Source organism: Bacillus shivajii (genome assembly GCF_020519665.1).
Lineage (GTDB): Bacteria > Bacillota > Bacilli > Bacillales > Salisediminibacteriaceae > Bacillus_CA > Bacillus_CA shivajii.
Genome location: NZ_CP084703.1, coordinates 2501113 through 2515846 on the forward strand (window position 1 = coordinate 2501113; position 14734 = coordinate 2515846).

Annotated in this window: 12 protein-coding genes; 3 read left to right on the forward strand and 9 right to left on the reverse strand. The window is 36.8% G+C overall.

Features of this window, described 5'->3' with window-relative positions:
• Positions 1–82: 82 nt before the first annotated feature.
• Positions 83–706, forward strand: coding sequence for a transcriptional repressor LexA (gene lexA / locus LGQ02_RS12235; protein WP_226514650.1), 624 nt, complete (start codon positions 83–85; stop codon positions 704–706).
• A 385-nt stretch (positions 707–1091) separates the two neighbouring features.
• Positions 1092–1547, forward strand: a complete 456-nt coding sequence (locus LGQ02_RS12240) for a hypothetical protein (protein WP_226514651.1) — start codon at positions 1092–1094, stop codon at positions 1545–1547.
• A gap of 45 nt (positions 1548–1592) precedes the next feature.
• On the opposite strand, the gene glnA is transcribed toward LGQ02_RS12240, so the two are convergent.
• The 4 genes from glnA to spoVK form a co-directional block, all read right to left on the reverse strand.
• Positions 1593–2930, reverse strand: coding sequence for a type I glutamate--ammonia ligase (gene glnA, locus LGQ02_RS12245; RefSeq protein WP_226514652.1), 1338 nt, complete (start codon positions 2928–2930; stop codon positions 1593–1595).
• 368 nt (positions 2931–3298) lie between these two features.
• Positions 3299–4564 carry a methionine gamma-lyase family protein gene (locus tag LGQ02_RS12250; protein WP_226514653.1) on the reverse strand — a complete coding sequence of 422 codons (1266 nt, stop codon included), beginning with the start codon at positions 4562–4564 and terminating at the stop codon, positions 3299–3301.
• A 16-nt stretch (positions 4565–4580) separates the two neighbouring features.
• Positions 4581–5855: a GTPase HflX gene (gene hflX, locus LGQ02_RS12255; protein ID WP_226514654.1), complete on the reverse strand. Its 1275-nt coding sequence runs from the start codon at positions 5853–5855 to the stop codon at positions 4581–4583.
• Positions 5856–5871: 16 nt separating this feature from the next.
• A complete protein-coding gene (gene spoVK, locus LGQ02_RS12260) occupies positions 5872–6795 on the reverse strand; it encodes a stage V sporulation protein K (protein ID WP_404802428.1) in 924 nt (307 codons plus the stop codon).
• A gap of 164 nt (positions 6796–6959) precedes the next feature.
• Here spoVK and LGQ02_RS12265 point away from each other — a divergent pair, with 164 nt between their 5' ends.
• Positions 6960–7901 carry a tyrosine-type recombinase/integrase gene (locus tag LGQ02_RS12265; RefSeq protein ID WP_226514656.1) on the forward strand — a complete coding sequence of 314 codons (942 nt, stop codon included), beginning with the start codon at positions 6960–6962 and terminating at the stop codon, positions 7899–7901.
• Between the two features lie 60 nt (positions 7902–7961).
• Here LGQ02_RS12265 and hfq read toward each other — a convergent pair whose 3' ends face one another.
• The 5 genes from hfq to mutS form a co-directional block, all read right to left on the reverse strand.
• Complete coding sequence (gene hfq, locus LGQ02_RS12270; RefSeq protein ID WP_226514657.1) at positions 7962–8195, reverse strand: RNA chaperone Hfq; 234 nt, start codon at positions 8193–8195, stop codon at positions 7962–7964.
• 46 nt (positions 8196–8241) lie between these two features.
• Positions 8242–9162 carry a tRNA (adenosine(37)-N6)-dimethylallyltransferase MiaA gene (gene miaA, locus LGQ02_RS12275; protein ID WP_226514658.1) on the reverse strand — a complete coding sequence of 307 codons (921 nt, stop codon included), beginning with the start codon at positions 9160–9162 and terminating at the stop codon, positions 8242–8244.
• Between the two features lie 81 nt (positions 9163–9243).
• On the reverse strand, positions 9244–10032 hold the full coding sequence (locus tag LGQ02_RS12280) for a class I SAM-dependent methyltransferase (protein ID WP_226514659.1): 789 nt from the start codon (positions 10030–10032) through the stop codon (positions 9244–9246).
• Between the two features lie 26 nt (positions 10033–10058).
• Positions 10059–11981 carry a DNA mismatch repair endonuclease MutL gene (gene mutL, locus LGQ02_RS12285; RefSeq protein ID WP_226514660.1) on the reverse strand — a complete coding sequence of 641 codons (1923 nt, stop codon included), beginning with the start codon at positions 11979–11981 and terminating at the stop codon, positions 10059–10061.
• A gap of 43 nt (positions 11982–12024) precedes the next feature.
• Positions 12025–14649, reverse strand: a complete 2625-nt coding sequence (gene mutS, locus LGQ02_RS12290; protein WP_226514661.1) for a DNA mismatch repair protein MutS — start codon at positions 14647–14649, stop codon at positions 12025–12027.
• Positions 14650–14734 lie beyond the last annotated feature (85 nt).

The window sequence follows — 14734 nt, forward strand, 5'->3', positions numbered from 1 at the left end:
GAGCTAGTCAATTTATTTTGTGAACTATTTTGAACTTACGTAGAACACCGCATAAAATCAATCAATAAACGAGGTGCATTCAATGACAAAACTATCAAAAAGGCAACAAGATATACTTGCTTTTATAAAAGACAAAGTAAAAGAAAAAGGGTACCCACCATCTGTTAGGGAAATAGGTGAAGCAGTCGGACTCGCTTCCAGTTCAACTGTACATGGACACCTGTCTCGATTAGAAAAGAAAGGATATATTCGCCGCGACCCAACAAAGCCTCGAGCTATTGAAGTTATAGGAATGGAAGATGAACCATCACGAGTATCCGAATCACCTTCTTTATATATTCCTGTCATTGGTAAAGTTACTGCCGGTTCACCGATTACAGCTATTGAAAATATTGAAGAGTATTTACCAATGCCCGCACATTTAGTTGGCGATGAAAATTCGTTTATTCTTGAGATTCAAGGAGATTCGATGATTGAAGCTGGTATATTTGATGGGGATTATGTCGTCGTACGTCAGCAACAAAGTGCTAATAACGGTGATATTGTCGTTGCAATGACAGAGGAAGATGAAGCAACTGTTAAACGCTTTTTCAAAGAAAAAGATCATGTTCGCTTGCAACCAGAGAACGCAACACTTGAACCGATCATCTTAAGAAATGTTCATATATTAGGAAAAGTTGTTGGAGTATTCCGGACGATTCATTAAAAACCACCCAAATGGGTGGTTTTTTGTGTGACTAAAAAATCACAAAATCACAATAAGATAAAGCCACCTATTAAATTGGTCAATTCTCCACTGTTTAAATATTAGTTACATAAATCAACAACATACCCGAACACTTGTTTTCTAACCTCTGAATTGTTAATATAAATATAATTTCATGTTATTTTTCTACCTTTTTGCCATCATTTTTAATTACTTCTAAAAATCCCCTTAGATTTATACCTTCTATACACCTTTAAAACAATCGAATTTGAACTTCCAAGAATCACTTCAAATAAAAGTTTGATCGAAAGTAGGTGATCATTTTTTAACACTCTCAACCTTTTAATTACAAAAAAACTTATATCAATTAAAGGAGTGTAGATGAATGGCCTCTATTATGTCAAATGTTGAATGTCCACAATGTAAAAAAACAGCATTAGAAGATTTCTATTATAAAACTGATGAAACATTTTTGTGTTGTTTTCATTGTGGGTATTATTATCAAAGGGAACAAAAATACGACGAAGCTAAAAGAGAGATGTTTACAGAAGAAAAAGAATGGTATGGATACGGAGTCTACTCTTTAGTTAAAAATGATGGGTCTAAAGGTATAACAAAAGTATTAAACGTAGAGATTACAGAAGACGAGAAAGAAGAAATGATAAAATCTTTTGAATCAAAAGAATCAAAAGATGTTGACATGAAGAAAAGTTATTTCATCCTCTATGATAAGGGGGCGTTTACCCTTTTAGCAGGAACTTACCCTAAAGATTTTCAACTCTCTTATAAAGAATGGGAGTCTATTTATGATACTGATGATTCATTAAGTATGTATGAGTAGTAAAAAGCCCTTGATACTGAATACGTATCAAGGACTTTTTTGCTATTAATAAGTCGTCATGTACTGCTCTCTCTCCCAAGGATGTACTTGGGTTCTAAACATGTCCCACTCGATTTCTTTTGCTTCAATAAAGTGTTCAAGTGCGTGTTCACCAAGAGATTTCGTAATGACTTCATTTTTCTTCAATGCATCAATGGCACCTTTTAATGTTGCAGGCAATGCATGAATTCCTTCTGCTTCTCTTTCCTCTTCATCCATTGCATAAATGTTACCATCAGTTTCAGATGGTGGTGTCATTTCGTTACGAATTCCATCAAGACCGGCTGCAAGTAAAGCTGCCATTGCTAAGTATGGGTTTGCTGCTGGGTCTGGACTACGTACTTCAATACGCGTACTAATTCCTCTTGAAGATGGAATGCGTACTAATGGAGAACGATTTCTCATTGACCAAGCGATATAACATGGCGCTTCATATCCAGGAACTAAACGCTTATAAGAGTTCACTGTAGGGTTTGTGATGGCTGTGTAAGCATCTGCATGCTTTAGTGTACCAGCTAAAAATTGCATCGCCGTTTCACTTAATTGCGTTGGTGTATCCGCGTCAAAGAAAGCATTTTCTTTTTTACTGCGGAAAAGTGACATATTCGCATGCATCCCGCTTCCGTTCACTCCAAATAGTGGTTTAGGCATGAATGTTGCGTGAAGACCGTGCTTTCTTGCGATCGTCTTTACAACGAGCTTAAACGTTTGGATGTTGTCACACGTAGTTATTGCATCAGCATATTTAAAGTCAATTTCGTGTTGACCTGGCGCAACTTCGTGGTGAGATGCTTCAATTTCAAAGCCCATATCTTCAAGTTCTAACACGATATCACGGCGGCAATTTTCACCTAAATCCGTTGGAGCTAAGTCGAAATATCCACCTTTATCATTTAATTCAAGTGTTGGTTCGCCTCTCTCATCATTTTTAAAGAGGAAAAATTCAGGCTCTGGTCCAATATTAAATTCTGTAAATCCTAGCTCTTCTGCTTCTTTTAAGACACGTTTTAACACGCCGCGAGGATCTCCTTCAAATGGTGTTCCATCTGGATTATATACATCACAGATTAAACGAGCGACCTTCCCTTTTTCTGGCGTCCATGGGAAGATGACCCAAGTATCTAAATCCGGGTAAAGATACATATCAGACTCTTCGATTCGAACGAATCCTTCAATGGATGATCCATCAAACATCATTAAATTGTCTAATGCTTTTGGAAGCTGACCAACAGGAATTTCTACGTTTTTAATAATCCCTAATAAATCTGTAAATTGTAGTCGGATAAATCGTACGTTCTCTTCTTCAGCCATTTTCATAATGTTTTCTTTTGAATACTTACTCATCTAAATTTTCTCCTCCTTAAAATTGTCCATGCTATAAATGCATTTACAGACGTCTTCCATCTTTCTTAAAATAAGCGAAAATGAGTTACTGTATACTTTCAAATGATCTTTCATTCACCTTCGCTGTCTTTCGTTAATCTTATACTAACGAAGATTTTATTCGTTATGTGTAATGTTGTTAGATAATCTAACAAAGAATTTTTCCTGCTATCACTCCTTATTTGAAAACATCGTTTTATTACCATTCTATCCCTCTCCTAACTATGACTAACCTTTGAAGTTAACAAACGATCTAAACAAAATCTTACGATCGCATAGAAAAAGGAATGGATACTACATCCATTCCCCGCTTTCATAAACAAGTAATCTTATTTTTCAATCGACCATAAACCATTTTCAATCAGTGATAGAACCGCGTCATAAACACTGATCTTTACGTGTTCATACGTTAAACCACCTTGCACATATGCTGTGTACGGTGGTCTAAGTGGTCCGTCGGCGGTTAATTCAATACTTGCTCCTTGAATAAAGGTTCCCGCCGCCATAATCACATCATCTTTATAACCCGGCATATAACTCGGCTGAGGCTTCACATGAGCGTCTACTGGAGATGCTCCTTGAATCGCCTGACAAAAACCGACCATCGTCTCTTTTGACGGAAAGACAACTGATTGAATCAAATCCGTTCGTTCCGTTGACCATGATGGTGAAGTCTCCATACCTACATCTTCTAAAAATTTCGCTGTAAATATTGCCCCTTTTACTGCTTGATTAACGACATGAGGAGCTAGGAAAAATCCTTGATACATTTCGAGTAAACTATAAAGTGAAGCTCCTCCTTCTAATCCAATTCCTGGTGCCGTTAAGCGATAACCGCATAGGTCTATATATTTTTCTTTCCCAACAATATAGCCACCCGTTTTTACAATGCCGCCCCCTGGATTTTTAATTAATGATCCTGCCATTAAATCTGCTCCTACGTCGCATGGCTCTTGTTTTTCTACGAATTCTCCGTAACAGTTGTCAACAAAAACAATGATCTCATTGTTAATATCTTTGACAAAATCAATCATCTCTTTTATTTGCTCAATTGTAAATGATGGCCTCAAATCGTACCCTTTTGAACGTTGAATACCAATTACTTTCGTTTTCTTAGTAATCGCCTCTTGCACCTTTTCAAAATCAACAGCACCTTCTATTAAAGGTACGTAATTATAACCAATTCCATAGTCTTTTAATGAACCTGTATTCTCTCCACGAACACCGACAACTTCTTCTAATGTGTCATATGGTTTATCTGTAATGTATAAAAGTTCATCACTTGGGCGAAGGACGCCAAATAAAGCTGTACTAATTGCATGAGTACCTGAAACGATTTGCGGTCTGACAATCGCTTTTTCCCCACCAAACACTTCAGCATAAATCGCTTCTAATGTATCTCTTCCCGAATCATCATAACCATACCCAGTTGAAGCTTGAAAATGAAAATCCGACACTTCATGATTTTTAAATGCTTTTAACACTTTTCTTTGATTGTATTCGCTAATCTTCTCTCGTTTTTGAAAATAAGGTTGTAATGTTGATTCGGCATGATTGCGAATCTCCTCTAATTGTTCTAATACGTCTGATTGCATGTTCAATAGAGCTCCTTTAGTCTTCAGTTTGCTGTCTCTGTTGCAGCTCATGGTAAATCGAGGATTGTGGTGATGCGTATCCTCGTACAAAATATCGTTCCTTTTCTTCATCAAAGATTCTTTCTTGTTGAATCGTTTCTTGCTGGAGACGATGAAGTAGCTTACCTTCATGAGCATTTATGTACACGATATATGGAGAAAAATCTTCTTCCATCACAGCTTCAATTTTTTCTTTTAACTTGAACAAGTCTTTCTCGTGATATGCACTCATCAAAATAGACGGCCCTTCCGTGTAAGGGATAAAGTCCCCTGTTAAAGCATCACGTTTATTATAGACGGTTAGGATCGGAAGCTTGTCAGCTTCTAATTCACTTAGTAACTGATTCACAGTTTTTTCATGGTTTGGAAAGTCTTCATTCGAAGCATCGACAACATGTAAAATTAAGTCTGCTTCTTTTACTTCTTCTAACGTTGATCGGAAAGCTGCAATTAATGAGGTTGGCAATTGTTGAATAAAACCAACTGTATCTGTTAATAAAACATCCATACCAGAAGGCATTGACATTTTTTTCGTCGTTGGATCTAACGTTGCGAATAGTTGATTTTCCATGTACACGTCTGCTTCAGACAAACGGTGAAGAAGTGTCGATTTTCCCGCATTCGTATAACCCGCTAAAGCAATTTGGAACGTCTGATTCTTCTTTCGTCTACTTCGATAACGCTCCCGATGTGAAACAACTTGATCAAGTTGACGTTTAATATCTGTCATACGATTGCGAATATGACGTTGGTCAACTTCTAATTGCGTTTCACCCGGTCCTCTCGTCCCAATTCCTCCACCTAAACGCGACAACATATGACCTTGTCCACGTAAACGAGGTAATAGGTAGCTTAATTGAGCAAGCTCTACCTGTAATTTACCTTCTTTTGATTGGGCTCTCCTCGCAAAAATATCTAAGATTAGCTGCGTTCGGTCAATCACCTTAACATCTAATGTCTTCGTTAAATTACGTAATTGCGATGGCGATAGTTCATCATTAAAGATGATAAGCTGAATATCATACTCTTCAATGATTTGAACCATCTCATTCACTTTTCCTTTACCTATGTATGTCGCTGAGTTAGGATGTTCGCGATTTTGAGTGACCTCCATCACGACCGTCCCACCAGCAGTTTTCGTTAATTCTCTTAATTCATCCATTCGAAAAAGAAAAGCTTCATCGTCGATGCTTTGGCTTTTTACACCGACGAGTAAGACTCTCTCCTTATCGACTTGACCTTTATCGTACACACTCATTCCTCCTAAGCTAATTATTTGAGGCCTTATATGCTTTTCGTAAATCTCTACTAGATAATGTCATTAATCTCTCTCTGTTATAATCGTCCTCTTCAAGTAAACGAAGTGCCTGTGCTCTAATGCTTTTTTCCAACAAGTTACGAATAAACCGTCCATTACTAAAATGCTCATATTCCTTTTGTTTTGCATCAACTAATAATTGTCTTAAAGTTTGTTCTGCACTTTCACTAACTGTATACTCTCGCTCATGAATCATCTTTTTTGCAATTAAGACTAATTCATCGACGGTGTAGTTAGGAAACGTAACTTTCATCGGAAACCTAGAAGGTAGACCTGGGTTTAACTGTAGAAATCGATCCATTTCTTTCGGATATCCCGCTAATATTAACACAAAGGAATGTTGCTGGTCTTCCATCGCTTTGACAAGCGTATCAATCGCTTCTTTCCCGAAGTCTTTTTCTCCTCCTCGAGCTAGAGAGTAAGCTTCGTCTACAAATAGTATACCACCAATTGCTTTTTGAATAAGGTCTCTCGTCTTTTGTGCTGTATGGCCAATATATTCTCCAACTAAATCTGCTCGTTCTGCTTCGATTAAATGACCCTTTTCGAGTACCCCCATATCTTTAAACAGTTTCGCAATAAGTCGAGCGACTGTCGTTTTACCAGTTCCAGGGTTCCCTTTAAAAACCATGTGCAATACTTGCTTCCCCGGTTTTAAGCCCGCTTCTTGCCTTTTTTGATTTAAATAAATCCAAGCATAAATCTCTTTTATAAAATGTTTAATACTACTTAACCCTACAAATTGTTCTAACTCTTTTTCAATATGTTTATATGCAGAATGTTTAGGTTCTTCTAGTACACTCGCTTCATCGATCGTCAAGTCGTGCTTTGTTGTATTTTTTAAGACGATATTGATTTGTCCTTTTCGTTTCATTTTTGACTGATCCAATGAGGTCACCGCCCTCTATTGTATAGTGGAAAGAATTCTGTCACAACTACTATACGCAATTATTCTCAAAGCGTGACAAATGCCTATGTCCTCTATGTCCAAAAGTCATGATAGAATGAAAGGAAGTCATAAAGTGAGGAGGATTGAACGTGCAACGTTATATTGATACGTACTTACAATCATTGAAAAATACAAAGCAACCAAGCACATTAAAGAGGTACGAATATGATTTAAAGCATTTCCATTTATGGCTTCAAACGAACAAACATACAATCAAGAATCCTTCCCCAACAAGAGATGACCTTCAGTTATATTATACTTATTTAGTAGACAACCATTGCTATTCTAAAAATAGTGTAAGACGAGTTTTATCAGTACTAAAACAGTATTTTCATTATTATAAGAAAAAAGATTATGTAGAAATGATCGAGGATTTCATTTATGAACAAAGACGCTTAAGAAGTATTGACCAGCATGAAATATTAGATGAAAAAGAGATTATCAAACTCTTTCAAACGTTAAGAAGTAATGCGGGGCTTACTGACAACCAGAAAAAGTTTCGCCATTTATTCATTGATCGCAATGAAATGATTATGACGCTCATGTTACATTACGGTTTATCTGTACAAGAAGTCGTTAATATAACGGTTAATAACATCCATTTTTCTTCAAATAAAATGGAGGTAATAAGACGGCAAAATATTGTTCGTGAAGTAGTCATCAAACAAGAAGATAAAGAAAAGTTATATTCATATTTTCAATCCATCCCTTCCCCTGTCCGGCCAAACCGATACGACAAACATTATTTCTTTATCGCTTTTGATTATCAAAGAGGAACCTATAGGTGGGATTATGAAACGAATGCACCGAAACCGTTAACGGTTGTTGCGATTCAAAAAATGGTACGAACTGAAATGAGAAGAACAGGCTTACATTCAGGTTCCTCAGCGAGTAGCTTACGTAAAACATATATCATCCAAGAATTACTTCGAGGAAGAACAAAACAATCACTTCAAAAAGAGTTAGCATTTAAAACCACACAGCCTTTAGACCCATATATTGACTTTGTCGAAAACAGAAATATCATCTAATAACAAGATAAGGCTGCTTCAAAGTGTTTACCTTTGAAACAGCCTTTTAACTTTTAACTTTTAACTGTTATCTTGATTCAGTTGTACATTGCGCTGTGGTGAAAATGTAGAAATCGCATGTTTGTAAACAAGTTGTTGCTTTCCGTCCGTATCAAGAATAATTGTAAAATTATCGAAACTCTTTACAAAGCCGCGCAATTGAAATCCGTTCAATAAAAAAACTGTTACGGGAATGTTCTCTTTTCTTAACTGGTTCAAAAATTGATCTTGAATATTAACTGATTGTTGTTTCATGACACAATGGCCTCCCTCTTATCACATTATTATCTATATTCGCGATTTAAAACAGCTTTCCTTCTAAAAATTTATGAATTTCTTGAAGCTTTTTTTCCCTCGCTTCTGACATATCAAACCAATCGATCTCCATTTTGTTACGAAACCAAGTTAATTGGCGTTTTGCGTATCGCCTTGAATTTTGTTTTAACTCTTCAATTGCTTCTTCTTTTGTAAGCTTCCCGGCTAGATAACGATAGATTTCTTTATACCCTATCGCTTGAACGGATTGACAATCACGAACTCCAAGAGCATATAATCTTTTCGCTTCATCTATCAATCCTTCTTCAATCATTAGATCGACTCTTTTATTAATTCGTTCATATAAAAGATCCCGCTCCATGGTGAGTCCGATAACGGTCGCATCATAAGGAGATACGATTTGTTGATCGTTTCGTTCACTCACTGGCTTTCCTGTCATATGATAAACCTCTAATGCACGTATGACTCTCCTTGTATTATTCGGATGAATGTCTCGATAACTTTTTGGATCAATATCTTTCAATTTTTCATGTAAGGCAATCCCGCCATAAGTATCGGCATAATTTTCCATTTCCATACGAAATTTAGGGTCACTTTCTGATTGTGAAAAGTCATAGTCATAAATCACAGAATTCACATATAAACCGGTCCCACCAACAATGAATGGAATTTTATTTTTTTGCTGGATTTTATGAATGAGTGATTTTGCCCTCTCTTGAAATTCAGCGACTGAAAAGCTTTCTGTCGGTTCTTTTATATCAATTAAGTGATGAGGAATTCCTTCCATTTCGTCTTTCGTAATTTTGGCTGTTCCTATATCCATTTGTTTATACACTTGCATGGAATCGCCACTAATAATTTCTCCGCCAAAAGCCTTTGCTAAAGAGATACTAGTAGCTGTTTTACCAACAGCTGTCGGCCCTACAATAACGATCAGTTTGTTCATGATTTTCACCTTACGTTTTGTCATCTTATCTATTAAAAATTGGTTATATCAAACAGCGATGATACTTATCTTCTATTTCATTTAACTCGAGAGCTCAATCACTCCATAATGATATGTAGCAGAAGGCCGAACTTGAACGTTAAAACCGTATTTGTCGAACCTTTCACTTCGAAAGTGATCTTTTAAAACGACTCTCTTTTTGGCAACTCTCTTAGCTTGTTCAATGATTTCAAATGATAGATCATTATTGGAAGTCATCGGTCGGATCGCATCGAAGCCTGTTGATCCTTTTACTGCTTCTTCAAACATCGGATCAAAATAAACGATATCGACACTGTCATTTTCTTGTTCACAAAGCCAAGTCAGGTTTTCAGCATGCTCTACTGTAATTCTCCTCATTGCTTCATCGATTTCTTCAATACCTGATTTGTACGTTTGTAATCCTTGTTTAACGATATAGGCTATAAGACGAGAGGTTTCTGAACCAATCACTTCCCCCTCATGACCAACCGCTAAACTTGTTAAAATCGCATCAGACGCTAAGCCAAGTGTACCATCGAAAATACGATCTCCTCTTTGTATTTTACATGCAGTTACAAGAGGATCTTCTTTCGCTTTCAGCCACCGCTTTGCACGAAACATCGCCGCATTCGGGTGAAAAAAGAAGGGAGATTCATCTTTTAATGAGAATACCTCCAATCTTTCTTTCCCTACTACAATGATGACCGCTTCAAATCTTTCGATTAAGTCATTTACTGATTGTTTATTACGGTGAATATAGGTCACATCCAGCTCTCGGGCAATTTCTTTGGCACGTGCAATTGTTTGTTCACTAGGGCGGCCAGCTGTTGTTATCATTACTTTAGTCACGATCAAACCATCCTTTAGTTATTCATTTACATGACTCTTTTAAACATCCGTTCCATTTCATACGTTGAGAAATGAAGGAGAATTGGCCGCCCATGCGGGCAAGTATATGCCTCTTCACAAGACCTTATCGTTTCTAGTAATTGAAACATTTCATCGTGAGTTAAATATCGATTTGCTTTAATTGCTGCTTTACAAGACATTAAAATTGCTGCATCATCACGGATTTTTCCGATGTCGATTGTATTTTTCTCTTTAAGCTGTTCAATCATCTCTTCAATGACTTCTTGTTCTTGTCCTTTTGGAAACCATGTAGGATATGAGCGTACAATATACGTCCTTGTTCCAAATGGTTCTAAGTAAACCCCTACCTCTTTTAACATGTCTGAATGTTCTTTAATCCGCTCTTCTTCTTTCTGTGTAAACTCAAACGTAAGCGGTACGAGTAAATCTTGTAGAGTACGATCTACATTTCGAACTTTTTCTCTAAAAAACTCATACTTGATTCGTTCTTGTGCAGCATGTTGGTCAACAATATATAATCCTTGGTCATTTTGAGCAAGAATATACGTGCCATGAAGTTGGCCAATCGGATATAAAGTAGGAACTTCATGTGCGATTCCCTCTTCTCCCTCTCGCTCATCATCTTTTATTGAAGGATCTATTTTTGCCTGCTTACTAGCTTGTTCGTTGGTTTGAGCCGTATAAGTAGATTCAACTACTGTTTTTTCTATATAGTCATTCTCTTTCTCATCAACTGATGTTTGAACGCTCTCAATCACTTCTGGCTGATCAAGTACTGCTTGTTTTGTTTCTTTTACATGGTCTTCCCGTTGATCGATTGTACGATTATGTTCAAAATGATCGTCTCGCCTTTCTTTTTCTGTATGGTCATGACGTAATTGGAACGATATTTGTTCAGACTTTGGCTTTTCATACATTGTTTTTTTCACTTCTGGAATGAGTTGCGTATTTTTAAACAGTTGTTTAATTTCTTTTGTCAAAAGCTCTTGTAGTGCTTGTTCTTTACTAATTCGCACTTCTAATTTCGATGGATGGACATTTACATCCACTAAGATTGGATCCATATCGATGTGTAATACGACAATGGGAAACTTCCCGATTGGAAGTAATGTATGGTAACCTTCTTGAACAGCCTTCATCAACATATAGTTTCGAATATAACGACCATTAATGATTGTAGACATATAAGAACGATTCGATCTAGTCACTTCTGGTTTGGCGATAAATCCTTTTACTTTAAAATCTAAAGATTCAGCTTCAAAAGGCATCATCTTCTTTGCTACGCTTGTACCATATATTGAAGCAATAACTTTTAATAAATCACCATTCCCAGATGTTTTTAATAACGTTTTACCGTTATGTGTTAAATGAAAAGCTACATTCGGATGTGATAACGCCATTCGATTCAAACAATCAGAGATATGACCAAGTTCTGTATGAATCGTTCGTAAATACTTCAACCTGGCGGGTGTATTATAAAAAATATCTGATACTTGAATTTCCGTTCCTTTTCTTGATGAAGTCGAGCCTTTATGGACAATCCTACCGCCTTCTATACGAATTTCTTGCCCTTCTTTTGTACCATCACTCGTCTTCAATGTTAATTTCGAAACAGATGCAATACTCGGTAATGCTTCTCCCCGAAAGCCTAACGTTGCTATCTTAAATAAATCCTGATCTTCTCTTATTTTACTCGTCGCATGTCGATGAAAAGCAGTTTCGATATCATCTTCTTCAATTCCTTCTCCATTATCCAAAACACGAATAAGGGATAATCCACCTTCTTCTATATCCACTCGAATATTTGTACTATTAGCATCTAATGAGTTCTCAACTAATTCTTTCACAACAGAGGCGGGCCGTTCAACGACTTCACCTGCCGCAATCTTATTTGATAGCAAATCATCTAATTGATAAATCTTCCCCACTTTGTGCACCTCCTTCTCTTCTACGGCTAATCATTGGAATCAACTAGGACTTTAATTTTCGTTGGAGTTGATCTAGCACTTCAATCGCTTTAATTGGTGATACATGTAATAAATTTAACTCTTTAAGTTCTTTTAACGCTTCTTTATCTTTGTCGTCTAACTCAACTGAAGCTGATTCTTTGTTCGTTAGTTGTTCCATTGTATCTTCAAATAACGTTAACTGTTCTCCTGGAGAAACTGCAGGTTCTTGGAGCACTTCTTTTTTCTCTTCTACTCTTGGAACGTTCGCGTCTTGTCCATTCTCATAATCAAATAAGATGTCTTTGGCACGTCTAATAAGCTTTTCTGGAAGTTCAGCTAATTCAGCAACATAAATACCATAGCTGCGATCTGCAGAGCCATCTACAACTTTATGCAAGAACACGACTTTTCCATCCTCTTCAATGGCAGAAACGTGAACATTTTGGAGTCTTTCACATTGCTTTTCTAACGTTGTTAATTCGTGATAGTGCGTGGAAAACAATGTCTTAGCTCCAATTTCATCATGAATATATTCGATAATCGATTGCGCTAGTGCCATCCCATCATAAGTCGATGTCCCTCTACCGATCTCATCTAATAAAATAAGACTATTCTTTGTTGCTTTTGATACTGCATGTTTCGTTTCAAGCATTTCTACCATGAATGTACTTTGCCCTTGAGCCAAATCGTCAGCTGCACCAATTCTCGTAAAGATTTGATCGAATATCGGTAAGCTCGCCTCATCAGCAGGTACATATGAGCCGATTTGTGCCATGATCGAAATCAATGCAAGTTGCCTCATATACGTACTTTTACCTGCCATGTTCGGTCCAGTAATAAGTAGTAATTCTCTTTCTTTATTTAATGATAAATCATTGGCCACATAATCGCCGATATCAATGACTTGTTCAACGACAGGATGACGTCCTTCAACGATTTGAACGTCTCCATCATCATTCATCTTTGGCTTAACGTAATGATTTTTCTCAGCTACTTCTGCAAAGCTTTGTAAAACATCAATTGTACTAACGATATTCGCGAGCTCTTGTAAAGAGCGAATATAATCTTTTACTTTTTCACGAACTTCCATAAATAGTTCATATTCTAGCTTTTCACCATTTTCTTCTGCTTCTAATATTAAAGCTTCTTTTTCTTTTAGTTCTTCACTAATAAATCGTTCAGCGTTAGTGAGCGTTTGTTTTCTTTCATAGCGTCCTTCAGGTAATAAATGCAGGTTTGCTTTCGTTACTTCAATGTAATAACCAAAGACTTTATTAAACCCTACTTTTAAGGACTTAATACCCGTTTCTTCCCGCTCTTTTCGCTCCATCTGTGCGATCCATGACTTTCCGTTTCTCATTGCATCACGGTATTCATCTAATTCTCTATTGTAACCATCTTTAATAATGTTTCCTTCTGTAATAGAAATAGGTGGGTCTTCGTGAATACTATTTTGAAGAATCTCTTTTAACGGTTCACAATGATCTGCTTGTTGTAACAATTCTTTTACATACTCATTTCCTAAACTTTGGACAATATCAAACAAACGTGGCACTTCTTCTAAGGAACGCTTCAATTGTATCAAATCACGAGCATTGACATTACCAAAAGCGACTTTCCCTGATAAACGCTCAAGGTCATACACACTTGATAAGTGGTCTCGAATCGATTCCCGCTCAAAATAATGTTCAATAAACGAGTCAACTAAACTTAACCTTTTTGTAATCATTTCCTTATGAATTAACGGGCGCTCAACCCATTGTTTTAATGTCCTCGCACCCATAGCAGTTACGGTTTTATCTAATACCCATAAAAGCGAACCTTGCTTTTTCTTCTCACGTATCGTTTCTACTAATTCTAAGTTTCTTTTCGAATAAGAATCAATCGTCATGTATTCATTTAGCATGTAATAGGTTGCTTGTTGGATGTGGTCGAGTGATCGCTTTGTCGTTCGATGAATATATGTGAGTAGACGTTTACAAGCAACGACTGCATGATCATCCATTAAACGATGAACGAGCTCGTCTAATTCTTCAATATCTTCACACTTGTCTTCATAAGAAAGAGTAATCCCCAGGCGAACTTTTAACCTTTGCTGCTTTTCTTCAGAAAAAGAAGCCGGAACGACAATTTCTCTTGGACGAAAACTTGCTGCTTCATGAATGACATCTTCGAAACTTGAAGTAATAACCGTTGTTAAAAATTCACCTGTCGTCATATCAACCGCACAAATACCATATTCCGATTCGGAAAAGTCTGTAATAGATAGTAAATAATTATTCTCTTGATCTTGAACCGCTCTTCCTTCCATCACTGTGCCTGGTGTAATAATTTGAACGACTTCACGTTTAACGACACCTTTTGCTTGCTGTGGGTCTTCTGTTTGTTCACAGACTGCCACTTTATAGCCTTTTTCAATTAACTGAGATATGTATTGTTCTGAGGAATGATACGGAACTCCACACATTGGGATCGCATCGTCACCTTTTCCTCTTTTCGTTAACGTAATTTCTAGCTCTTTTGCTGCATTTATCGCATCTTCGAAAAAAAGTTCGTAAAAATCTCCTAAACGAAAAAATAAAAAGGCATCTTCATGTTCTGCCTTAATACGTAAATATTGCTCCATCATTGGCGTTTGTTTTGCCATTTGTCTTCCCCCGCATTTCACTTGTTCATCCCTATTTGGACAATCTTTATAACGGGTATTATTATAACATATGACAAATGCTTTA